Origin of the sequence: Rhodococcus sp. B7740, from assembly GCF_000954115.1 — a bacterium.
Taxonomy (GTDB): domain Bacteria; phylum Actinomycetota; class Actinomycetes; order Mycobacteriales; family Mycobacteriaceae; genus Rhodococcoides.
Genome location: NZ_CP010797.1, coordinates 2,227,709 through 2,250,592, shown reverse-complemented (window position 1 = coordinate 2,250,592; position 22,884 = coordinate 2,227,709). Strand labels below are relative to the sequence as shown.

22 protein-coding genes are annotated in these 22,884 nt (G+C 64.3%); 10 read left to right on the top strand and 12 right to left on the bottom strand.

Annotated elements, in window-relative coordinates; all coding sequences use genetic code 11:
* The first annotated feature begins 25 nt into the window (after positions 1-25).
* The 8 genes from NY08_RS10250 to NY08_RS10215 all read left to right on the top strand — a co-directional run bounded on the left by NY08_RS10250 (position 26) and on the right by NY08_RS10215 (position 7,458).
* A complete protein-coding gene (locus NY08_RS10250; protein ID WP_045196201.1) occupies positions 26-1,228 on the top strand; it encodes an acyl-CoA dehydrogenase family protein in 1,203 nt (400 codons plus the stop codon).
* The gene (locus NY08_RS10245; RefSeq protein WP_032394858.1) at positions 1,225-1,983 is read left to right on the top strand and encodes an SDR family NAD(P)-dependent oxidoreductase; all 759 of its coding nucleotides are present in this window, start codon (positions 1,225-1,227) and stop codon (positions 1,981-1,983) included. The genes NY08_RS10250 and NY08_RS10245 overlap by 4 nt, the downstream gene beginning before the upstream one ends.
* Before the next feature lie 43 nt (positions 1,984-2,026).
* Positions 2,027-2,785 (top strand): SDR family NAD(P)-dependent oxidoreductase, encoded by a 759-nt coding sequence (locus NY08_RS10240; protein WP_032394857.1) that lies wholly within the window; start codon positions 2,027-2,029, stop codon positions 2,783-2,785.
* Positions 2,785-3,861 (top strand): alcohol dehydrogenase catalytic domain-containing protein, encoded by a 1,077-nt coding sequence (locus NY08_RS10235; RefSeq protein ID WP_082074012.1) that lies wholly within the window; start codon positions 2,785-2,787, stop codon positions 3,859-3,861. The genes NY08_RS10240 and NY08_RS10235 overlap by 1 nt, the downstream gene beginning before the upstream one ends.
* On the top strand, positions 3,858-5,375 hold the full coding sequence (locus tag NY08_RS10230; RefSeq protein ID WP_144407340.1) for a class I adenylate-forming enzyme family protein: 1,518 nt from the start codon (positions 3,858-3,860) through the stop codon (positions 5,373-5,375). Before NY08_RS10235 ends, NY08_RS10230 begins: the two co-directional genes overlap by 4 nt.
* 42 nt (positions 5,376-5,417) lie before the next feature.
* Positions 5,418-6,041: a TetR family transcriptional regulator gene (locus NY08_RS10225; protein ID WP_032394855.1), complete on the top strand. Its 624-nt coding sequence runs from the start codon at positions 5,418-5,420 to the stop codon at positions 6,039-6,041.
* 68 nt (positions 6,042-6,109) lie between these two features.
* Complete coding sequence (locus NY08_RS10220; RefSeq protein WP_045196197.1) at positions 6,110-6,442, top strand: EthD family reductase; 333 nt, start codon at positions 6,110-6,112, stop codon at positions 6,440-6,442.
* Positions 6,442-7,458, top strand: a complete 1,017-nt coding sequence (locus NY08_RS10215) for an MBL fold metallo-hydrolase (protein WP_045196196.1) — start codon at positions 6,442-6,444, stop codon at positions 7,456-7,458. The genes NY08_RS10220 and NY08_RS10215 overlap by 1 nt, the downstream gene beginning before the upstream one ends.
* Before the next feature lie 31 nt (positions 7,459-7,489).
* Here NY08_RS10215 and NY08_RS10210 read toward each other — a convergent pair whose 3' ends face one another.
* The 4 genes from NY08_RS10210 to NY08_RS10195 form a co-directional block, all read right to left on the bottom strand.
* Positions 7,490-8,254 carry an SDR family NAD(P)-dependent oxidoreductase gene (locus tag NY08_RS10210; RefSeq protein ID WP_045196195.1) on the bottom strand — a complete coding sequence of 255 codons (765 nt, stop codon included), beginning with the start codon at positions 8,252-8,254 and terminating at the stop codon, positions 7,490-7,492.
* Entirely contained in the window at positions 8,251-9,915 is a 1,665-nt protein-coding gene (locus tag NY08_RS10205) for an ABC transporter permease (protein WP_045200119.1), read from the bottom strand. The genes NY08_RS10210 and NY08_RS10205 overlap by 4 nt, the downstream gene beginning before the upstream one ends.
* 59 nt (positions 9,916-9,974) lie before the next feature.
* Positions 9,975-11,135 carry an ABC transporter ATP-binding protein gene (locus tag NY08_RS10200; protein WP_045196193.1) on the bottom strand — a complete coding sequence of 387 codons (1,161 nt, stop codon included), beginning with the start codon at positions 11,133-11,135 and terminating at the stop codon, positions 9,975-9,977.
* A 140-nt stretch (positions 11,136-11,275) separates the two neighbouring features.
* Positions 11,276-12,316: an ABC transporter substrate-binding protein gene (locus NY08_RS10195; RefSeq protein WP_045196191.1), complete on the bottom strand. Its 1,041-nt coding sequence runs from the start codon at positions 12,314-12,316 to the stop codon at positions 11,276-11,278.
* 918 nt (positions 12,317-13,234) lie between these two features.
* Between NY08_RS10195 and NY08_RS26040 the strand changes: the two genes are divergently transcribed.
* Positions 13,235-13,399: a hypothetical protein gene (locus tag NY08_RS26040; RefSeq protein WP_155290795.1), complete on the top strand. Its 165-nt coding sequence runs from the start codon at positions 13,235-13,237 to the stop codon at positions 13,397-13,399.
* Positions 13,400-13,873: 474 nt separating this feature from the next.
* Here NY08_RS26040 and NY08_RS10190 read toward each other — a convergent pair whose 3' ends face one another.
* The 8 genes from NY08_RS10190 to NY08_RS10155 all read right to left on the bottom strand — a co-directional run bounded on the left by NY08_RS10190 (position 13,874) and on the right by NY08_RS10155 (position 20,529).
* On the bottom strand, positions 13,874-14,347 hold the full coding sequence (locus NY08_RS10190; protein WP_032394849.1) for an SPW repeat protein: 474 nt from the start codon (positions 14,345-14,347) through the stop codon (positions 13,874-13,876).
* Between the two features lie 114 nt (positions 14,348-14,461).
* Complete coding sequence (locus NY08_RS10185) at positions 14,462-14,932, bottom strand: Hsp20/alpha crystallin family protein (protein ID WP_045196189.1); 471 nt, start codon at positions 14,930-14,932, stop codon at positions 14,462-14,464.
* A 257-nt stretch (positions 14,933-15,189) separates the two neighbouring features.
* The gene (locus NY08_RS10180) at positions 15,190-16,116 is read right to left on the bottom strand and encodes a universal stress protein (protein ID WP_144407339.1); all 927 of its coding nucleotides are present in this window, start codon (positions 16,114-16,116) and stop codon (positions 15,190-15,192) included.
* 190 nt (positions 16,117-16,306) lie between these two features.
* Positions 16,307-17,599, bottom strand: a complete 1,293-nt coding sequence (locus tag NY08_RS10175; protein ID WP_230596701.1) for an MFS transporter — start codon at positions 17,597-17,599, stop codon at positions 16,307-16,309.
* A gap of 45 nt (positions 17,600-17,644) precedes the next feature.
* Positions 17,645-18,874 carry a hypothetical protein gene (locus NY08_RS10170; protein WP_045196185.1) on the bottom strand — a complete coding sequence of 410 codons (1,230 nt, stop codon included), beginning with the start codon at positions 18,872-18,874 and terminating at the stop codon, positions 17,645-17,647.
* Entirely contained in the window at positions 18,871-19,116 is a 246-nt protein-coding gene (locus NY08_RS10165) for a hypothetical protein (RefSeq protein WP_032394846.1), read from the bottom strand. The genes NY08_RS10170 and NY08_RS10165 overlap by 4 nt, the downstream gene beginning before the upstream one ends.
* A complete protein-coding gene (locus tag NY08_RS10160) occupies positions 19,113-19,748 on the bottom strand; it encodes a VOC family protein (protein WP_045196184.1) in 636 nt (211 codons plus the stop codon). Before NY08_RS10160 ends, NY08_RS10165 begins: the two co-directional genes overlap by 4 nt.
* Before the next feature lie 28 nt (positions 19,749-19,776).
* The gene (locus tag NY08_RS10155) at positions 19,777-20,529 is read right to left on the bottom strand and encodes a maleate cis-trans isomerase family protein (protein WP_045196181.1); all 753 of its coding nucleotides are present in this window, start codon (positions 20,527-20,529) and stop codon (positions 19,777-19,779) included.
* A gap of 252 nt (positions 20,530-20,781) precedes the next feature.
* Between NY08_RS10155 and NY08_RS10150 the strand changes: the two genes are divergently transcribed.
* On the top strand, positions 20,782-22,884 hold the full coding sequence (locus NY08_RS10150; protein ID WP_045196179.1) for a hydantoinase/oxoprolinase family protein: 2,103 nt from the start codon (positions 20,782-20,784) through the stop codon (positions 22,882-22,884).

The window sequence follows — 22,884 nt, the reverse complement described above, 5'->3', positions numbered from 1 at the left end:
CATCACTCGACAGGAGCACACGGAAGTGGACTTTTCCTACTCACAACGAACGGCCGAATTGTCGGCCACTCTCGAAAGATTCATGAACGACCACGTCTACCCGGCCGAGAGTGTCTACGACGCTCAGATCGCCGCGAACGACAATCCGCACGAGCAACCGCAGATCATGCGGGATCTGCAGGCACGCGCACGTGAACTCGGGCTGTGGAACCTGTTCATGACCCACGACGACCTCGGTGCAGGACTGACCAATCTCGAATATGCGCCGCTCGCCGAGATCGTCGGCCGTTCCATCATCGGGAACGAGGCGATCAACTGCTCTGCACCCGATACCGGCAACATGGAAATTCTGGCGATGTACGGCACAGAGGAGCAGAAGGAACATTGGCTGAAGCCGCTGTTGGACTGCACCATTCGATCTGCCTTCGCCATGACCGAACCCGATGTCGCCAGCTCCGACGCCACCAACATCACCTCGACGATCACCCGTGACGGTGACGAATACGTCGTCAACGGCCGAAAGTGGTACACCTCCGGCGTTCTCGATCCGGACTGCAAGCTCATGATCTTCATGGGGAAGTCGGACCCGGACAGTTCCACCTACCGCCGGCAGAGCATGATTCTGGTTCCCGCCGACGCTCCCGGCGTAGAGGTGGTGCGCGACCTGCCCATGTTCGGGTTCCAGGATCGTCTGGGCCACGGCGAAGTTCAGTTCACCGACGTGCGCGTGCCCGCCGCCAACATGCTGGGAGAGGAGGGCGACGGATTCGCCATCGCCCAGGGGCGACTCGGGCCCGGCCGCATGCACTACGCCATGCGGGCGATCGGCATGGCCGAGCGCGCTCTGGAAATGATGTGCCGGCGCTCGCTCGCTCGGAAGGCGTTCGGCGGACCGTTGTCCGATCAAGGTGTGGTGCGTGAGTGGATTGCCCGCAGCCGCTTGGAGATCGACCAGATCCGGTTGTTGGTGCTCAAGTCGGCCTGGTTGATGGATACCGCCGGAAATGCCTCGGCTCGTTCGGAAGTGGCGGCCATCAAAGTGGCTGCGATGGAGGTGGCCCACAAGGTCGTCGACCGAGCGGTGCAGACCTACGGCGCGGCCGGAGTCAGCAACGACACCATTCTCGCTCGGCTCTATGCCATCACCCGAGCTCTGCAGATTGCCGACGGCCCCAACGAGGTCCATCTGCGGACCATCGCCCGACTCGAGGTCAAGAGGTACGCATGAGTACACCGAAATTGGACGGCAAGGTCGCTCTGGTGACGGGAGCGAGCCGTGGGCTCGGTCTGGCGATCGCACGCGGATTGAAGGACGCGGGCGCGACGGTCATAGTGTCGAGCCGCAAGCTCGACGCCTGCGAGAGCGCGGTCTCGAGCCTGGGCGATTCGGGCCAGGGCAGTGCACATCCGTACGCGCTCCACGTCGGACACTGGGACAGCATCGAACCGGCCGTCGACGACATCATCGCGCGATTCGGCAGCCTCGACATCGTCGTCAACAACGCCGGGATCGCGCCGCTGGCGGAGAATCTCGTGTCGGTCACCGAGGGGCTGTGGGACAAGACGATCGAGGTCAATCTCAAGGGACCGTTCCGGCTGATGGCCGTCGCCGGGGACCGGATGGCGGCTGCGGGAGGTGGGTCCATCATCAATATTTCGAGCATCGGTGCCGAGCGACCCAGCCCACCCGAGGCGATGTATGCAGCAGCCAAGAACGGGCTCAATGCGCTGACCCGCGCGTTCGCCCAGGAGTACGCGCCCACGGTGCGCGTCAACTGTGTGATGCCCGGCGGTTTCGCCACCGACATGTCCGAGAACTGGGACGAGGAGTTCATCGGCAAGATCGTCGACCGGCTCCCAGCCGGACGGCTGGGGCGGCCCGACGAGCTCGCCGGCTTGATCACCCATCTCGCCTCGGACGACGCCGGGTACACGACGGGCGCGATCATCCCGGTCGACGGCGGCCGTACCGCCGTGTACTGACCGATCACTCCTATTGTCCGACAATCAGTTTGGAAGTGGACACATGACCCAGGACATGTTCTCGCTGACCGGTCGCGTCGCTGTGGTCACCGGTGCCTCGTCGGGGCTCGGCCTCGGTTTCGCCCGGGCTCTCGCCGCGGCAGGTGCCACGGTGTACGCTGCGGCGCGACGGCTCGACCGGCTCGAAGCGTTGTCGGCCGAGATCCCGGCCATCGTGCCCGTGCGGTGCGACGTCACCGACGACAGCGACCGGCGAGCTCTCGTCGACCGATGCTTCGACGAACACGGCCGGCTCGACGTCGTGATCAACAACGCGGGCAAGCCCGGTCCGCCCAACGCCGAGGACGAGACATTGGACGGTTTCCAGTCCATCCTCGACGTCAACCTGATCGCCGGGTTCCATCTGGCCACCTATGCGGTCGGCAAGATGCCGATCGAGGCAACAGCGTCGATCATCAATATTTCGTCGGTGATCGGCCTGGTGTCCACGGCTCCAATCGGCGGTGCCAGTTACGCGGCGTCGAAAGCAGGCACGCTCGGCCTCACTCGTGAACTGGCCGGTCAGTGGGGTCGACGAGGCATTCGCGTCAACGCAGTGGTGCCGGGGTGGTTCGATACCGAGATGACCGATGGCCTGTTCACCAACGACAAGTCCGCAGGGTGGGTGCGGCGGAACACCATGCTCGGACGCGGCGGCGTCGAGGGCGAGATCGACGGTGCCGTGCTGTTTCTGGCCTCGGACGCCAGCTCCTACATGACCGGTCAGACCCTTGTGGTCGACGGCGGATGGACTGCTCGCTGATGTTGGCCTTGCAGATTCGCGAGTGGGGGAGCGCACCGGAGTTCCAGGAGGTGCCGGACCCGGTGCCGACCGGGCACGAATTGCTGATCCAGGTGGACGCAGCCGGACTGTGCGGGTCCGATCTGCACGTGATGAACTCGAGCGCAGAAACTTTCGACTACGACCTGCCGCTGACGCTGGGGCACGAAGTGGCCGGAACGGTCGTCTCGGCGGGACCGTCGGCAGACCCTTCCTGGATCGGTCGCGCCGTGGTCGTCCACGGAATCTGGAGCTGCGGAACGTGCCCGAACTGTCTGCGGGGCAGAGAGAACTACTGTCGCAGCCTCGCTCGGTGTCCCGACGGTCGGCTGGCCCCCATCGGAAACGGTCTGGGGTATTCGGGCGGCATCGCAGAGCTGATGCTGGTGCCGTCCGAGCGCGTACTGGTTCCGATCGGGGATCTCGATCCTCTCGGTGCCGCGCCGCTGGCGGATGCGGCACTGACCGCGTATCACGCCATTCGCACCAACTCCGCCGTGATCGACGACCGCAGCATTGTGGTCGTGATCGGAATCGGCGGTCTCGGCCACCTTGCTTTGCAGATCCTGCGCACCATGGGCGTGCCGCACATCATCGCCATCGACGCCAAGGCCGAAGCCGCTGCCCTGGCCGAGTCCTCGGGAGCGCATGAGTTCCACGACTCCGTTTCCGCTGCGACGCACCGTCTCACGGCACTGGACGGTGCGGATCTCGTCCTCGACTTCGTCGGAGCCCCGACCACGATCGCGCCGGCCGCCGCCCTGCTGCGGGCCGGAGGTTCTCTCGTGGTGGTCGGTAGTGCGGGCGGCCGACTGACAGCCGGAAAGGATGTCGGCCTGGCCGCAGGATGGACGGTGGATGCACCGTTCTGGGGCACGCGCGGCGACCTCGAAGCCGTCGTCGCGCTTGCGCAGGACGGCCTGCTACGCGCTGAAACCACCACCTTCCCCTTCACCGAGGCGATCTCTGCCTACGGCCGTTTGCGCGATGGATCCGTCACCGGCCGTGCAGTTCTCGACATGAGTGCATCACGTACCAGGAAAGAGTCACACCAGTGAAACGGCTTGCTCGCGAGATGGTCATCCGCGCCGAAAAGACCCCCGATGCCGTCGCTGTCGTCGACGAGGACGGCAGTCACACGATCCAGACCGTGGTCGAGGCGGCGACATCCCTTGCCGAGGTGTTCGGCGGTATCGACCCCAGCCCGCCGACCGTGGCGATTCAGGCCGACAACACCTGGGGAACCGTGGCGGCTGCCCTCGGTGTCGGTCTCGCAGGCGGTGTGGTCGCGGTGGTCAGCCCGCACGCGACGGAGTCGGAGTTCGCGCTGGCACTAGAGGACATTCGACCGGACGTCGTCGTGGGAACGTCCGAGGTCCTTCGTCATTGGGGTGTGTCCGACGAGAAATTTCCCGTGGACAAGCCCGCCTTCGGCTCGTACCGGGTGCGGGCGGAGAGTGGTGCGTTCGCCTCTGTCGCGCGATGGAACGGAGGCGATGCGATTGCGATGACCTCGGGTTCGACCGGCCGGCCCAAGTGCGTGGTGCAGTCCGAGGACGCCATCGAGTACGCGTGCCGATCCACCATCGATGCGGTCGGCCTGCGCTCGGGTGAGGCGGTCGGTGCCTTCGTGCCGTTGTCGTCGGTCGCCGCATTCTGCTTCGGAATGTATCTGCCTGCGCTACTGGGAGGTCCGATGGTCGCCATCGGCAAGTGGTCCCAGGAGGCGGCTCTGCGGGCAGCGAAGCAACACCGGATTGCCTGGACGATGCTGGTTCCGACCATGGCGCTACAGCTATCGGTTGCTCCGAACTCCGAAGGCGGGCTGGAAGCGATGCGCGCGATGACGATCGGCGGCGGACCGATGAACGAGCGCGCACTCGCCAAGGCCGAACAGTGGTTGGACACCACATTCCTCCGCGTGTTCGGAATGTCCGAATGCTTGGGCCACACGACACCTGCTCTCGACGACCCGGTATCGATCCGACTGGGACGCGACGGTCGGCCGTTTCCCGGCACCACTGTGCGGGCCGTGGACTCGGACGGCAATCCGCTTCCGGCGGACGATATCGGTGCCGCTCAGGTCAAGGGCCCGTCTCTGTTCGTCGGGTACGCCCGAGCCGGGATGCCGGTCCCGCCCGAGTTGACACCCGACGGTTTTCTTCCCACCGGTGACCTGGTGGAAGTCGCGTCGGACGGCTCGATTCGCGTCATGGGTCGGCAGAAACAGATCATCATCCGCGGCGGACGCAACATCGACATCAACGAGGTCGAATCGGCCATCGCCTCGCTGCAGTCCGTGGTGCAGGTGTGTGTCGTACCGGTACCCGACGACCTGCTGGGGGAGCGCGCGGCAGCTCTCGTGGTCACCGGTGGTGAGGACCTCGGGCTCGAGGACATCACGGCGCAGTTGGCGAACGACGACTTTCCCAAGTCCAAGTGGCCGGAATACGTCTTCACCGTCGACGACCTACCGCAGAATCGTGTCGGGAAACTGTCCCGACCCGATGCGACAGCACTGGCTCGGCAGCTCGCTGCTACAACTGACTCGAATTCACATCGAAAAATGTAAACTCGACCGAAGCTGGAACACGTGCTATCAGTAGGGGCAACCATGACCGTAGGAACCGACGTCCGGCGCGAGAGCCCGCGGTCCAAGCGAACGCGCATTCTGTCCGCGGCGATCGACCACTTCGGCAAGGTGGGCTACGAGCACACCAAATGGGCGTCGATCGCCGACGAGGTCGGTATCGGTCAGACCGCGTTGTACCACTACTTCGAGTCCAAAGCGCACTGCTTGTTAACCATCATGCGCATCGAACTCGCGGACTCCGCTGCACGGTTCGTGGCGGCCACCGATGGCGTGACGCATGCCGAGGACGCCCTTCGCGCCGCGATTGCCGCGTCCTTGGCCGCCTCGCCTCAGGACGCATTGGCTCGTCGCATTCTGCACAACCACATGGACCTCCTGGCGACCGAACGGCAGTCCGCCAAGGAGGAGGCCGAACGAATCGAGTGCCGTGCGCTCGTTCAACGGATCGAACAGAACTGGACCGCTCTGATCGGGCGGGGAATCGAGGCGGGACAGTTCGCGCAGTCGAATCCGACGATGTCAGCGCGTTTGGTCCTCGCTCTGGTGGTCAGCGTATGGCGGTGGTACCGGCCCGACGGTCGACTGACCATCGATGACATCACCGTCCTGGTCACGGACGCGGCCATCCGGGTCGTGCGGAGGTAACAGTACGCACGTCGTCACGCGCCATCCTGCGGATCGACGAACTGAACAGAATTCACTTAAGGAGAAATATGTACAACCTGGTACTGGTCGCCGCCCGCCCGGACGAGTGGACTCACGAGCAGTTCATCACGTGGTGGCGGGGCGAGCACGCCGATGTCACTTACCCCCTGCCCGGCTTGCTCCGCTGGCAGCACACCGAACTGCTCGAAGCATTCGGAAGCAAATCGCAAGGGTGGGACGGGTTGTCGGTACTCAGCTTCGAGTCGCGCGACGCACTCGAAACCGCTCTGGCAAGTGACGAGTGGAAAGCGGCCGTCGACCACGTCGGGACCATGGGTGGTCGACGGATGATGTGGTACGGCGACGAGAAGACGATGGTGCCCCTCGCGAGCGACGCGTGATGACGTCGTCGTGGGCCGACCCGGGCTGTTTCGCAGTGGCAGACGGCGTTCATCGCGTCCCTCTGCAGATGCCTCAGGACGGTCTGCATGCGATCAATGTTTATGTGCTCGAGACCGATACGGGGCTGGTGCTGATCGATGGCGGTTGGCACCGGGCATCGACGCACGACGAACTCGTCGACGCGTTGTCTCGCATCGGGCGTCGGCCGTCGGAGATTCACGACGTGTACGTCACTCACGTCCATCGTGATCACTACACGTTCGCCGTCGAGCTGCGTCGTCGATACGGGACCCGGGTACATCTCGGTGCCGCAGAGGCTCCGGGCATCGAAGCGATCGGTCGATTGCGCAGCAACGTTCCGGTCAGCTCGATTCGTGAACTCGAGCGCGCGGGCGCGTTCGAGATCGCTCGCATCGCAGCGGAGAGCGGGAAGGCCGAACCCTTCGACGCCGCAGACTGGGAGCTACCGGACGCGTGGTTGCAACCCGGTCCCCTCGACGTTCCCGGCCATGCGGTAGTCGCTGCACACACTCCCGGACACACGAAGGGCCACATGGTGTTTCACGACACCGACCGGAACCTGTGCTACACCGGAGACCACGTTCTGCCCACGATCACGCCGTCGATCGGGTTCGAGCTCGGCGAGTGGGACCTCCCGCTGGCCAAGTATCTAACGTCTCTGACCGTGATGCTCGACGAACCGGACCGGACGATGTTGCCGTCGCACGGCCATCCGGGTGCCGGCGTGCACGAGCGCTGCCGGCAGCTGCTCGAACACCACGATCGCCGTCTCGCCGCTACAGAGAGCGTCGTCGAATCTATGGCTCGCGCAACCGGGTTGGACGTGGCGGCCGGCCTGACGTGGACTCGGCACGATCGATCGTTCGCCACTCTGGACAGCTTCAACCAGATGGTGGCAACCTGCGAGACGCTTGCGCACCTGGACGTTCTGGTCCAGCGCGGCAGACTGTCGGCGCGGACCTCCAACGGGGTGGACTTCTTCACCACCCGCTGAAGCACCGTCGCCGACAGCCCTGCCGGCTCGATCAGTCGCAGGTCCAGCCGCCGTCGACGTACAGCTCGGTCCCGGTGACGAACGTGGAGTCGTCCCCGGCCAGAAAGGCAACGGCGGCAGCCACTTCGGCCCCTGTTCCCAGTCGACCCATCGGAGTGTGCGCGATCATGGCGCTGTGCCGTTCGGATCCCTCGTAGCGTTCGAGCAGCTGCGTGGTGCCGATGAAGCCGGGGTGGATGGAGTTGACGCGGACACCTTTGGTGGCCCAGTGCAGCGCTGCGTTCTTGGTCATCGTGCGCACAGCGCCTTTGGCCGCAGCGTAGGCGAAGCTGTTACCGAGGCCGCCGACGCTGCCGAGGATGGAACAGATGTTGACGATGGACCCTCCGCCGGATTGCTCGACGTACGCGCCCGCATGTTTCATCCCGAGCCACGTCCCGGTCTGACTGACTTCGACAACTCGGTTGTAGCGGTCGAGATCCTCGTCGACGACGGTTCCGAGGCTACCGATGGCACCGTTGTTCACCACGGCGTCGAGCCGGCCGTACTGCGCGGCCACGGCCTCGACAGCGCTGTGCCACTGATCTTCCCGGGTGATGTCGAGGGCGATCGGGAGATGGCGTTCGCTGTCGGCCTGGTCCGCCACGAGTGCGCCGCACGCGGCCCCGTCGACGTCGGTCACCACGAGCACTGCGCCTTCCGAGGTCAGCCGCTCGACGATCGCGGTGCCGATCCCGCCGGTTGCTCCGGTGACCAGAACGACCTTGTCCTGGAGCCGGGACTGGACGCCCGTCACAGCTTGCTGAGCACGTTGCGGCCGCCGACGAGCATCGCCGCGGCGACACCGATCGTGGTGACGGCAGTCATGAGCAAGGCCATCGCGGCGACGAGCGGATAGGAGCCGTTCTGCCACATGTCGAACAGCAACGTGCCCATCACCTGGGTTGTCGACGCTCGCACGAGAAGCGATGCAGCGAATTCGTGGGTCAGCAGAATGAACATGAGCGCGACGGCACTGAGGATCGTCGGACGCATCAGCGGCAACATGATTCGGAGATTCGTCACGAACGGTGATGCACCACTGGTGGCCGAAGCCTCGGTGTACGTGTTGCCGAGCGACAGCATGGCGGTCATCTGCATCCTCGTCGAGAAGGGCAGCATCAGCACGATGTACACGAGGATGATCACCGTTCTGGTTCCGTAGAGGATCAGCGGCGGCTCGGTGTACGTGAGCAGGAATCCGACGCCGAATATCACGGCCGGGATGCCCAGTGGCAGTGCGGTCATGAGGTCTGCGATGAGTGCGAGAATTCTGAACCGACGACCGCGGACGAGAAGGTTTGCCATCAGGTAGCCGAGCGGAATGCAGATCGCGACCGCCCCCAGTGAGGTCAACACACTGGTCAGAACCGACTCCACCACCGCCGTCGTATCCATCAGTGCCCGAAAGTTGTCCAGCGTCAACAGACTCAGCGACAGCGATCCCGACCAGTACGGCGTCAACGAGACGATGATCAGACCCATCAGCGGGATGACCAAGGCGAAGAGCGCGAACACGACGATGGTGACCGTGGCCCACGTCGCTTTACCGGTGGAGGGAGCGAAAGCCTTGCCGCCGTGCGTGACGAAGCGAGTCTGGTTGCCCAGCAACGCCTTCTGTGCCAGCACCAGAACCAGTCCGAAGATCACCAGCGGAGAGCCCGCGGCCGCTGCCGCCGCGAAGTCGGACGGGGACTCCGACACCCGGCGGTACATCTCGGTGGTCAGCACCTTGACGCCGGTGTTCGCACCCAACAGGAGGGGGCCGGTGAACTGGCCGAGTCCGAGGAGCAGCGCGATGCCGCCGCCGTAGATGAGGGACGGTCGAAGCAGCGGGAGGACGATCTTGAAAAAGATTCCGACCGTGGACGATCCACTGACCTGAGCGGCTTCGAGGTGCTCGGAGCTGATGTTCTGCATGCCGGAACTGACGAACAGGTAGACGAACGACGTCAGACCGAAGCCCGTGAGAACGATGATCCACGGGACGGTGTACACGTCGATCGGGCCACTGTCCGATCCGCTCCACCACGGCAACAGTCGAAGGAGCACATTGAGGTAGCCGGGCCCGGGGGAGAGCAGGAATGCCCACCCCACCACGCTCGCCACCGCCGGCATCACGATCGGCAGGATGGGAATGACGCGAAGCCAACCCAGCTTGGCAGGAAGCCTGCTCGCAGCGAAGGCGAGCAGCGTTCCCAGAACCATCGCGATGATCAACGAACCCAGCGCCAACGCCACCGTGGTTCGAAGGGTGACGCCGATGTCGAAGCGGCCGTACTGACTTCGGTATCCGGCAGCTCCGTCTTCGAACGCGAGCATCTGCAGACGCACCATCGGGAGTACGACCAGGTAGGCCAATACGGCGAGGACGGCGGCGTACCCGATTCGCGCGCGCCAATTCGGCGAAATAGTCATCGAGCGCTTACCGGCCGTCTCGGTTGACTCGGGACGTTCGACGTCGACGAGCGTTGCCATCACGCGGTCTTTCCCGCGGAACCGACGAGCTCGGAGCTCGCGGCCGACGACGTGTCGGGAAGCGCGAACACCCGCAGACACGACGGCGCGAAGCTGACGAGTACCGGCTGTCCGGGCTTGCTACGCCGCAGCGCCGCACTGTGTTCGGTTGCCGTGGCTCGCAGCGTCAACTGCTCGTCACCGGTCTTGACCGCCACGTCGAAGTACCGACCGCCGTATTCGTACGTCACGAGTTCTGCGTGCAGGGCAATGTTTCCGGTCGGCACCTGCTGGGCAGTGTCGTGCAACAGCACGTCGTCCGGCCGGAACCTGGCCACCGCGCGAGTGCCCTCGTCGGCACGTTCTCGTATCGTTGCAGTCTGTAGGTCGATGACGTCGGATCCGCTGGTGACCCAGCCGTCGTGGCCGCGGTGGAGTTCGAGTCGGTTACCCATTCCGATGAACGCGGCGACGTATTCCGATGTCGGGTTCTCGAAGACGTGCTCGGGCTCGTCGTACTGCTCTATTTTTCCGGCCTTCATGATCGCGAGACGGTCGCCGAGAGCGAACGCCTCCGACTGATCGTGAGTGACGAACACAGCGGTGAAACCGAGCTGTTGGTGCAACTGGTGAATCTGAGATCGAACTTGATCCCTCAGGCGTGCATCCAGATTGCTCAGCGGCTCGTCGAACAACACCAGATCCGGTTGGGCCACGAGCCCGCGTGCCACCGCGACACGTTGCTGCTGGCCACCGCTGAGCTGCGATGGGTACCGGTCGAGCAACGCGCCACAATCGACCATGTTCGCGGCCGTCTCGACTGCGCCGTCGGCAATCGCCTTCTTCAGTTTGCGGACCGTCAGCGGGTATCGGATGTTCTCGGCGACCGTCATGTGGGGCCACAGTGCATACGACTGAAACACCATGCCGATGTTTCGCTTGTGCGCGGGGACATGGACTTTCGACGATGCGTCGAACACCGTCCGACCCGCGAACGAAATCGAACCACCCTGCGGGGTCTCCAGCCCGGCGAGGCATCGCAAGGTCGTGGTCTTGCCGCAACCGCTCGGACCGAGCAGGACCAGAAATTCGCCCTGCTCGATCTCGAGGTCGAGACTGTCGACGACGACGTTGGCACCATAGGTCTTCGTCAGTCCGGAGACCGCGAATCGAGAGGTCATTGCATACTCACTTTCGGAGCATCGGTGTGCGTACACCGGCGGCCGCTGTGCGTCGACCGCGGTGTCCGGCTCTGTCACATATCATTTCGCATCCAGCGCACAGTGGCGACGGTCTGCGTTCTCGTACCGTTCGTGGAAGGTCAGCCCTGGAACAGGGTCTGCCATTCCTGGGAGTACTGGTCGACCTTCTCGGGAGTCAGTTCGTCGATGTCGGGAGATGCGATGTCCTGAGCTCGCGCGACCGCTCCCTCGATGTCGGGAAGGACCGCTGCATATCCGCCGTTCAACGCCTGCTGTCCCTCGGCCGTCACCATGAAGTTCGCGAGCACCTGTGCTGCGTTGGGGTGTTGCGAGGCGCTGAGAACCTCCGAGTACCACGGTGTTCCCCACGGCTTGTCGGGCAGAGCCCAATCGACCGGTGCCCCGGCGGCAACCTCGGTGACGAGCGGCTGCACCATGGGACTGACCGTCACCTCACCGGAGGTGAGAGCTTGCGCCACTGCGAGTGCGCTGGGGTACACCCGCGGCGAGAGTTCGGCGATCCGGTTCCAGTAGTCCTCCCCGAAGTTCTTGGCGTAGTACTTGTACAGATCCACGTACGACGCGAATCCGGTGGGGTTCACGATGCCGATCTTGCCCTGGAACTTCGGGTCGATCAGGTCTTCGGGTGCGCTGACGCCGTCCGGGACGGCCGCAGTGTTCCAGCCCAGCCCGAAGACCGCAGCACTGGTCAAGAAGAATCGATCGTTCATCACGCTCTTGGCCGGATCGAACGCTGCCGCATCGAGATCGGGGCCCACGAGTTCGGTCGAGAATTTCCCGGACTCGGCGGCGTTCCGAATCCACGACGCGTCGGTGGTCATGTGGACATCGGCGATGCCGGTTCCCGTCCGGTTCTCGGTCTCGACCCGAGGGTTGATTTCGGAGTCGGTGCCGCGCACGTACTCCATCGAGATTTTCGGATACTTTGCCTCGAAGGCCGCCGTCAGCGCATCGAGGTTGGCCGGTTTCTGGCTCGAGTAGAGCATCACGCTGCCCTCCTCCTCGGCGGCCGCGACCACTGCGTCCCAGTCGCCCTCGACCGGAGCGGACCCGGAGGAAGACGACCCCCCGCATGCCGTGAGGCCCACCAACACAGCCGTCGCTGCCACGGCAACCACCGTCGTCCTGAACTTGTTCATGCTGCGTTCCTTTCGGGCACGTCGATGACTTCCCGCGGACTCGGCGAGTCGTCGTAAGACGTGGAGTTAGTCGACATCCGATCGCAGGCCCGACGTGCGAGCTCGAACCAACAGCAACTTCCGCCAAACTGAACTGATGTCAGTTTGAAAGATAGCGGTCGCCACCTGTGATGTCAATCACCAGGTGAAGGGCGGTGGCGGGTTGGCGTTCTGGGCCGGGGGTCGTACTTCGGGTTCGTCGACCTGGTTCCACTGCTCGCCGAACCGGACGCGGCCGACACCCCCGGCCTTCGACGTGATCGTGCCGTCCGTTCCAAGATCTGCCCAACCGATCGGGCCGGCGAATGCACGCGTCCACTGGATACTCTCGTCCGAGAGCTCTTCGCAACCCCGGCAACGATTCCTCCGGTGACCAACCGGTGTTTATCGAGATTCGTCGGTTGGCGTGCTCGCGATTCGTCAGGTGAGTGGCGCGACTTCTGTTCAGCACCGACCAGGCATCTGCTGTGCGGCGTCGATGCGCGTCACGATCAGGCGGGCAGAGATACAGGTGCTTCGTGCCGCAGACTCAGACGAGATGCGGCAGAGCAACATTGCGCTTTCCAGGTGACGACTGAACGAAAGGTCACTGCCGAGAACTCCTCGCACCGTCTCGCCGTCATGGTCGCGACGGACCGGTGTCCCCGGACAGCATCACGGGACCGTATCTGGCCCGACGGCTCCGATCCGGGACTGTCGCCGCGTCGCGTTGAGCCCGAGCAGCAGCCTCACCGCTGACTCTCGGGGCGTGGTTTGTCTATGCGTTGTGCCACGGGCAAGTCGAGCCCATGAATGGTCTTTGTGCTCTCTACAAACCGCAGTGTGGATGCCATCGTGGCTTGTCACAGTGAGACGCAGAATCGACCGTTGGGGAATGCCATGGAACCGCCGCCTTCGCTCGTCAAGTTGGTCGTGGTCTCCGGACTGTTCGTGACCTGCCTGTTCGTGGGCGCGCCGCTGCTGTTGATCGTCGCTTTCGGACTGTTGGCGGCCGCACAGTGTGTGCTGGTTCTGACCGATGTCGGTTCGGGATGGCAACAGTGAGCGGGCGACTCGGGCCGGTCTGACACCGCAGCGGGTGGGACGCTCCATGCCCGGACCTCCGCGAATGGGGACTTTGTGCTCTTTTTCCTCCTGCCGGCCCGGACCATCCTGTGGATACACCAGTCTTCGCCGCCCGATCTTTCGACGGAGGTGCCCGATGCACAACTCTGGATCGTTCGATTCTGTGCGAGCCGATCCCGTACCGGACGTCGTCTGGCGCGACCCTAGTCCGCTCGAGCCGTGGTGGGAGAGCGTCATCGGTCCCGCGCGGTCCCGTCGGCCGACACCACCCGCGCAGGAAGCCGATGATCGCGATGGGTACGAATGTCGATTCGGTGCCTCCGCGCGCGGGACGGGGTAGCGTCGTTCGCTGCTATCGGTAGGCCCGGTGCCCTCCGGTGGCGTCGGTACACGGTCGATACACGACAGCGCCGAACCCGACAGGCTCGGCGTTCTCGTGTTCCGCGCGGACGGCTACCGTCCGCTGCGATGCATACCCGTGAAGCGTCCTGTGCCCATGGCCGTTGCAACTGCGCCGAGCCCGAGCACGACGATTCCGACCAGTACGTTGGACCAGATCATGCCGTTCGTGCGCTCGAGATCAGCGATGATCCACGGGGACACGATCAGCCAGATCCCCAGGAGCGGCACCACGAAGGACACCCCGTGGATTCGTCCGTACGCGGCTCCGAGTGCAAGCGCGAGGACTGCGATCGCAGAACCGGTGATCAGGTTGGTCATGGCGAACGCGGCACGGCCGTCGGCGGCTGTACTCGACAGCGGCGCGACACCGAGAATCCAGGCCGAGCTCGCCGCGTACAGACCGGCCAGCAGTAGCAGCCCATCTGTCACTTGTCCCACGGGCCTGTTGAACACCGCGTCGTAGCGATCGCGCAGTGCAGCGATGTCGGGATGTGCGTGCATGGACGCACTGGTCGTTGTGGACATTGTTCGAGTCCTTTCGAGTGAGTAGGTGAGTGTCGATGTTCAGGGGCCGCGGTGCTCGCCTGTAGGCCTCGGTTCACCCGACTACACGGTTCGGGCCGACGGACGGCGGCACCCTCAGTTGGTTCCGACCCCGTTGGGTTGGACCCCGTTGCTCCTGACCTCGATGTGGCGGACAGGCGTGTCCGGCTCGGATCCGGCAAGTGTCACATCGACCGTCAGAATCCCGTTGTCGTAGGTGGCTTCGATTGCGTCGTCCTTCGCTCCGGCAGGCAGATCGATCGTGCGGTGGAAGCTGCCGTAGCGGAACTCCGATCGCGTGCCCTCCGTCTTCTGCTCTGCACGTTCGGCTTTGATGAAGAGCTTGCCGTCGTGCACGCTGATGTCCACGTCCCGTTCCGGATCGATACCGGGCAGCTCCGCCCGGAGCACGTATCGATCGTCCTCCAGGGTTTCTTCGACCCGAATCATGTGACCTTCCAGCGCACTCCACGGCGGCATGGCCTCGAATCGTGCCATCAGGTCCGACCAGTCCGGTAGCGCCGGCCACGACGGAATCAGTGGCGTGCGGTTGGCGAGAACGGTCATCGTACATCCTCCTCGTGTTCGTGAATGTGTACTCGATCGACCCGTCGGGCCGACCCACTGACAACTACAACACCGTGACGAACTGCCGGGTAGAGCCCAAAGTCACTGACCGACAATGCGAAAGACGAAAGGGAACGGATCGCGCCCACCTCGGGACTTCGACTGAGCGAGCAGTTGCGATGGGCCTTGAGTTCGCCGCCTTCTCGGCTGCACCGGTTTCACGAGCGAAGGATGCGCCCAGGTGAGCCCGGATGCCGCTATCCAGGTTGTCCGGCGCTCGCAGGCACGAAGACGACCGGGACTTCGGCGCGACGAAGCACCGTACGGCTGGTCGATCCGACGAACAGCGGCGAGGTCGCACCGCGGCTGCATGCACCCACCACGACGAGCTGTGTATCGAACGCGTTCTCGAGCAACGCGTGTGACGGGCGGTCGTGTGCCGCATGAGTCGTGACCACGACGTCGGGGTACTTCTCGGACCACGAGGCAACGAGGCGATCGATCCAACGCTTCGGGGCAGAACTCCGCCGAATGCGTGGACCGAGATCGATGTGTCGGACGAACCCGGCGCGTGGTTCGGTGGCCTCGTACGCGTGCACCGCGTGCAGCGGGACCCCGAGTCGTGCAGCCTGGTCGAAAGCGACGGCGAGGACTGCGTCGTCCTTCGGGGAACCGTTCACACCCACCACCACAGCTGCGGCAGCGTCGGGCACGGTCGTTGCTCGGGTGAATCCGTGCGGAACGACAACAACGGGGCACCGGGCGTGAGTGACGACATCGGTACTGACCGAACCGTGTACTGCGCGTGCGACGCTTCCCTTCCGACGCGACCCGAGGACGAGCATCCGGGCAGTGTCGGCGTACTCGTTCAGGACCTCGTCCGGTGGTCCGGGTTCGAGTACTGTCTCGACGTCTGCGTCGTCACCCAGAACGGACATTGCGACAACTCGCGCGGCGGCCAACGCGGACCGTGCGCGAGCGCGAGCACCCGACGCGGTACCGCTGTGTGCATTCGCTGCTCCGGCTCGTGCGATGTCTCGATCCACGCCTGCATAGACGAGGAGCAGTGTGGTGTTTCGACCGACCGCGTCGGCTGCGGCCCATCCCAGAGCATTTCGCGACGATACAGAGCCGTCGATACCGACGACCGTCAGATTCCTTCGATTGTCGACAGAGCTGGTCATGCATCGATTCTCGGTGGTCGGATGGACCGGAAACAGGGCCTTCGGACCCTGTTCACACTGCAGAGGGCTCGAATTGGGCACGAGTCACGGCCGGCACCGAGGCGCTCGAAGATCCGGGTGATGGAGAACAGAATGCTGTGGCAGACCGAGTTGTCCTCGGATGCAATCGGTTGGATTTGCTGCGCGGAGTTCACGATCGTGGACGCGACCGATCGGACGACCTGGTGGAGGAGACGTCCGCGGCAGAAGTGTCACGGCGGCCCGCCGGAATCAGAATCGTAACCGCGGCTCCGATGATTGCGGGCAGGGCGAATGCCAACAGCTGAGTGCTGGTACCTGCACCGGCGGCGACGAACAGTCCGCCGTAGGTGGGGCCGACGATCGCGCCGAGTCGCCCCACCGCGAGTGCGACGCCCAATCCTGTTGTCCGGCAGGCCACGGGGTAGTAGCCACCGATGAAGGTGTTCAGCAGGATCTGCGTCCCCGTCGTACCCATTCCTGCGATCAGCACCAGAACGTACACGATGCCGATCGGGGGAGTGGTCGCGATCAGGGCCAACGATACTGCTGCACAAAGGAATCCAAGGGTGGTCACCGGTTTGATTCCGTAGCGATCGGCCAGGTGAGCACCGCCGAGAGCACCTACTGCACCGCCCACATTGAGCACCAGCAAGAAGGACAGCGCGGCGCCGAGTGGGTATCCGGCCGACCTCATGACAGCGGGCAGCCAGGTCGCGACACCGAACAACACGAGAAGGCACAGCAGGGTCATCACCCAGAAGGACAACGTCACTCGCGCACGGTTCGCGGTGAACAGCGCGCCGATTCCGCGATCCGTCGATGTCGGGTCGCCACCGGCACTCTCCGATGCTTCCTCGAGTCCGTAATGGGTCGAGATCCTCTGTGCTGCATCCGTCCTGCCCCGCGAGTTGAGGAACGCGGGTGATTCGGGAAGATGTCTGAGCATTGCCGGCAGAATCAACAACGCTGGGATCATCCCTGCTGCGAACATCGCTCGGAAGCCGAACGCCGGGACGAGCCAGAGCGACAGGATCCCCGCCGCGATACCGCCGACGCTGGTGCCCACGAATCCCAGTGCGACCGTTCGTGCTCTCGTGTCCAGTCGGGAGAATTCGATCAGCATCGATGCAGCGGTCGGCATCAGCACTCCTGCTCCGACGCCGACGACGAATCGCGCTGCTCCGAAGATCTCGGGTGAGGGTGCAATCGCACAGCATCCCATTGCGGCCGAGAACAACGCGACCGCGGCGATCAAGGCGCGTCGCCTACCCCAGCGATCCGCGATGCTGCCCGCGGCGAGTGCCCCGGCGAGCATGCCGACTCCCACCACGGATCCGAGTACCCCGACGGTCGCCGGATCCAAATCCCACGGCTCGTACGCCAGGAGCGACGGAACCACCGTTCCGTACATCAGAAGGTCGTACCCTTCCAGCGTCAGCGCCGCCAGACAAAGTGCGACCACGGGAGAAAAAGTGTTACGTGACATGTGTTTCCGCTCGCAAGAGGGTCAGATGAAGTGGTCGGACAACCAGGCACCGATATCGGCGGCGGCCAGAGAAGCGCCGGTGCGTGCGCCCGTACGAATGGGTCCGCCGAAGTGGGTGCCCTCGATCGCCACGCGGGTCTTGTCGATCGAGCCGAGAGCCTCGACCATCCTCGACGCGTCCTCCGGGAAACACGCCTGATCGCCGGTCAGTTCGACGAACAGCGACGGGACCGTCACCGACGGTGCGCACCGAACGAAGTCGGCGTTGGAGCTCAGACCGGACCACGTCGACAACCAGGCATCGGGCGTGGACAGGCGCGCGAAACCCACGAGCCCGTAGTTCGTCAGATCCGGCCGTCGGCCGAACAACGAACCGTACGGTCGAGCGTTCGGACTGAGCGAGAGGTCGGTGAATCTCAGGTCCGCGTCGGTACGATAAACGGTCAATATGCGCGGTGCCAACGCATCTCGACGGTCGGCAGGATCACCGCTTGTCTTGAATCGCCGCCGGGCCTCGGATGCTTCGGCGACCCGTGCCCGCGCGAGCGCGTCCAGCCGAGCGACGCGCTCGTGCTGCGCGGCGCGATACCGATGAACGAAGTCCTCCGGATACGACGAACTTTCCGGTGCGTCGACGAATCCGTTGGCTGCATCGAAGGGATCGAGCGACGGGTCGATGGACATGGGGTCGGATTCGTCGACGACGGACGGATCGATCAGTCGCAGCAGCAGCGCACCCTGTCCGGGGTGCGGGGCCATGAAGATCGCTCCGTCCGGCACCGGCATCTCCGCCGATGCGAGATCGATCGGCCGGCCGGACGGGGTGGCCGTCAGTCGATGCTCCGGCGCGAGACCGGCCTGCTCGTGGTAGAACGAGAACAGGGTGCCGCCGCCGGAGTGTCCCAGCGTCACAACGTGATCGAACGACCGTGAACGCAGGAATACCTGCCCGGCGGCTGCGTCGAGCAATGCCTGCTCGTGTACCAGGGAGATGTCGTTGTTCACCGAACGCGTGCCCTGGGTCCACACCGCGTATCCGCGGGCGAGGAGTTCGGGCACCAGTACGTGGTGCGTCAGATCCTGTCTCGGGTGCATCAACGCCACGACGACGTCGGCACCGGGAACCGTTCTCAGCACTCCGCTGACCTTGGCGCCATCTGCGGTGGTCAGCTCGTGCGTCGAGGTGACGGTGTTGCTCGGTGCCTCGGCGGCGTCGATGTAGCGACCGGCCCCGAGACGGGCCGCAGTCATGATCCCTCGACGCGCAGAGCGTCTTTGTCCCACTGTGTGATTCGAGAGTCGGACAGGCCCGAGACACTGCTGTACCAGACTGCGTGCCTGCATCCGGTCGCCCGACGATCGATCACGATGTCCCCGTCCGAGACTATGCGGAAGTACGGGCCGACATGGTCCACGCGCACGGCCGGATCGATGTCCGCAACCGACGCGATCGTCGTGTTCTCCGGAATGTCGAGGACGTACAGCGTGGTCACGACACCCCCACCTCGTTCTCGGCCGACCAGTCGGCCGCACGCTCGACGATCAACTCGGCCTTGCGGGTCAACAGGTTCGCCATACTCGGGTCGGGTCCGCGAACGACGTCGATCAGGGCGTCGATCGTCAGATTCGCGTCGAGATCTTCCTGTGGCGTGACCGGACGCATCGCGCGGGTGAGCTCGATCATGTAGCCGTTGGGATCGTGGGTGTAGATGGACTCGATCGTCTCGTGCTGAATCTGCATCTCCACGGGCCAGTCGCTGCCGTCGAGCCGTCGTCGATACTCCATCAGGTCTTCTTCGCTGTCGACGTGAATCGCCAGGTGACGCGAGCGGATGAAGAAGATCGGTACGTCCTCGGCGAAGCGTGAATACGCGTCACCCTGTGGTCCACCGTCGAACGGCTCGAGACCGAAATAGTAGAAGAATGCGAGGCGATCATCGTTGCCGATGTCGAAGAAGAAGTGGATGAAGTCCGGATGCTTCTCCGGTCCCCACCCCGCTGCGCAGATGGAATGGACGACGGGGAACCCGAGCACGTCGCGGTAGAACTCGACCGTTGCTGCCGGATCGAACGTGGGATAGGCGACGTGGTCGACGCCCCGAACCTTGTGTGGCAAGTCGGACATGGAGATTTCCTCTCTACGAAGTGACGATCTACGACGCGACGACGGCGTCCGCGCGGAGCAACGAGCCGGCATCCGGTAGATCGACGGACAGGTCGAGCGCACGGAGCAGGCTGTAGGCACCTGCCGTGGCGGCCGAGAGCACGGGAATCCCGAACTCGTCCTCGGCAGCCTGGACGAGAGGCAGGGACGGCATCTGTACGCACGCGGAGATCACCAGTGCGTCGGCACCGGTGAGATCCAACGATCTGGCCGCGTCCATGACTCGTTCGCCAGGGATACAGCCGACTTCGGCGTTGTCGGAGACTTCGAGGGCACGCCAATCGAGTACGCGAATACCTTCGGCCTCGATGTACTCGACCACCTTCTCCGCGAGTGGTCGCATGTACGGCGTCACGAGAACGATGTTGCTCGCGTCCAGAGCGCGCAGACCTTCCACGAGGGCTCCCGCGCTCGACCGGACGGCTGCATCGGATCCGCCCGCGGCGAGTTGCTCGGCCACCAACCCCTCGACGCGTTGGTGTTCCCCGGGCCCGGCGACCATCAGGGCGACGAGGCAGGCGTAGAGAACGGCGTCGATCCCGGCATCACCCAATTCGAGGATGCACCGCTCTCGCTGGGCGTTCATCGCTCGCAGTTGCTCCGGTGACACGGCCTGCATGCGCATCCGCGAGGAGTGGAACGAGAACCGCGCCTGTCGATGTCGCGCCAACAGGGCCGGCATCTCCGTTTCCACGGTGACGTTGGAGCTCGGAACGACCAAGCCCACACGGTGAATATTCATGCACTGCCTTCCGGTATTTGACGTTGGTGACGAGTATTCGACGTTTGCGATGATTCGTCAAGTGGCGTCCACCAGCGGAAGTGAACGGCAGTATCGAGTCGGACGGAATCGAGGGAGGTGACAGCACTCACATTCGTGCTTGACATGTCGTCGGTCACGTCGAATACTCGACGCAGACGTAAGCAGTGTTCGAGGGTGCCTCGCTCTCACATGCCAGAACGTCTTCGACTCGGACCTAAGGAGCACACCGGCATGACCTATGTGATCGGAGTGGACGTCGGCGGAACGTTCACGGATGCAGTACTCGACGACAGTTCCGGCACCGTGGTCGCGGCCAAGGCGCCCTCGACTCCACCCGACTATTCCCAGGGCGTCATCGACGTTCTCGAAGCGTTGGCCGAGCAGCTCGGATGCCCGGTGCAGGAGATGCTCGCGAACACCCACCACATCGCGCACGGCACCACGTCCTCGCTCAATGCTCTGGTGATGGGCAATGTCCCGCCGGTCGGGTTCCTGACCACCAAGGGGCATCGGGATTCGATCTACATCATGAACGTCGAGGGCCGTTACCTCGGTGGTTCGCCCGAGCAACTGCAGAACGTGTTGGGGCAGAGCAAGTCCCACGGTCTGGTTCCCAAGCGGCATGCACTCGAGGTCACCGAACGGCTCGATCGAGACGGCAATGTCGTCGTTGCCCTCGACGAGGAGTCCGCGCGCGTCGCCATCCGAAGCCTCGTCGACGACGGCGTCTCCGGCATTGCGGTCTCGCTGCTCTGGTCGTTCCGTAACCCGGTGCACGAGCAGCGTATTCGTGAACTGGTGCACGAGATCGCGCCCGACATGTTCGTCTCGCTGTCCTCCGAGGTGAGCCCGCGCATCCGTGAGTTCGCCCGCAACGCGACCACGATCATGAGCACTCAGATCGGTCCGGGACTGCGCGACTACCTCGGTTCGTTGGAGAAGGAGCTGCGTGCCCTCGACCTCGCCGGCCCACTGCTGGTGATGCAGAGCAACGGCGGTGCCGTTGCCGCAGCCGAGGCCCCGAAGAACGCCATCAGCACAGTCGGTTCCGTGTTGACCGGCGGCGTGGTCGGTGCCGTGTCGCTCGGAAAGCAGCTGGGACACGAGAACATCATCGCCACCGACGTCGGCGGAACCACGTTCCTGGTCGGCTTGGTCGTCGACGGTGAACCGGTACGCGCGTCGAGCACCATCATCAATCACCACCCGATCAACGTGCCCACCCTCCAGGTACACGCCATCGGCTCCGGCGGCGGCGCCATCGCCTGGGTGGATGCAGGCGGCAATCTTCAGATCGGACCGCACAGCGCGCAAGCCGTACCCGGTCCCGCCTGTTACGGGCAGGGCGGAACCGAACCCACCAATGCCGATGCCAACCTCGTCCTCGGCATCCTCCCCGAACGCGGGTTGCTCGGCGGTCGCAAACCACTCGACAAAGAGCTTGCGCGCGAGGCCATTCGACGCCGAATCGCGGAACCGCTCGGTCTGTCGATCGAGGATGCGGCGGCTGCGATCTACGCCGTGCAGAACGCGCAGACCGGCGATCTCCTGCGCAAGACCGTCGTCGAAGCCGGACACGATCCGCGCAACTTCGTCCTCTACGCATTCGGTGGAGCCGGACCGTCGCACTGCGCCGCGTATGCCGCCGAGGTCGGCGTCAAGGAGGTCATCGTTCCGCTCGGGCAGGTGGCGTCGGCGTTCTCGGCCTACGGTCTTGCGTCGTCGAACATCGTGCTCGCGGCCGAGCTGTCCGACCCGGCCGCGATGCCCCTCGATCCGGCCCGCGCCGAGGCCAATTTCGAGAGCCTCGAGAAGCGGGTGCGCGACGCCCTCGGTCGGCAGGGTCTCAATTTCACATCCGTCGAGGTCGAACGTGAAATCGACATGCGGTACACGATGCAGCTGGCCGAGGTGGCCACGACCGTTCCAGGAGGCTCGCTGGACTCGGCGAGTGTCGCCCATGCCTCGGACCTCTTCGAGCAGCGGTACGCAGATCTGTACGGCAAGGACAGTGGATTCCGCGAAGCCGGCATTCAGGCGATCACCTATCGCGTTCGCGCGACGGGCGTGCTGCCGTTCTCGCCGACTCTGCCCGAATTGAAGTCGGCCGACTCCGCCGACGCATCGGCGGCCCGCATCGGCTCCCGAAAAGTCAACCTGGACGGTCGAATCGGCTACGTCGACACTGATATCTACGACTACAGCAAGCTCGCTGCCGGGCACGTCCTGGCCGGCCCCGCCATCGTCGAAGTCCCTACGACGACCGTCGTCGTCCCGCACGGCACCACCGGAACTGTCGACCGCCTCGGCAACCTCAACATCGTCGCCGGCTGA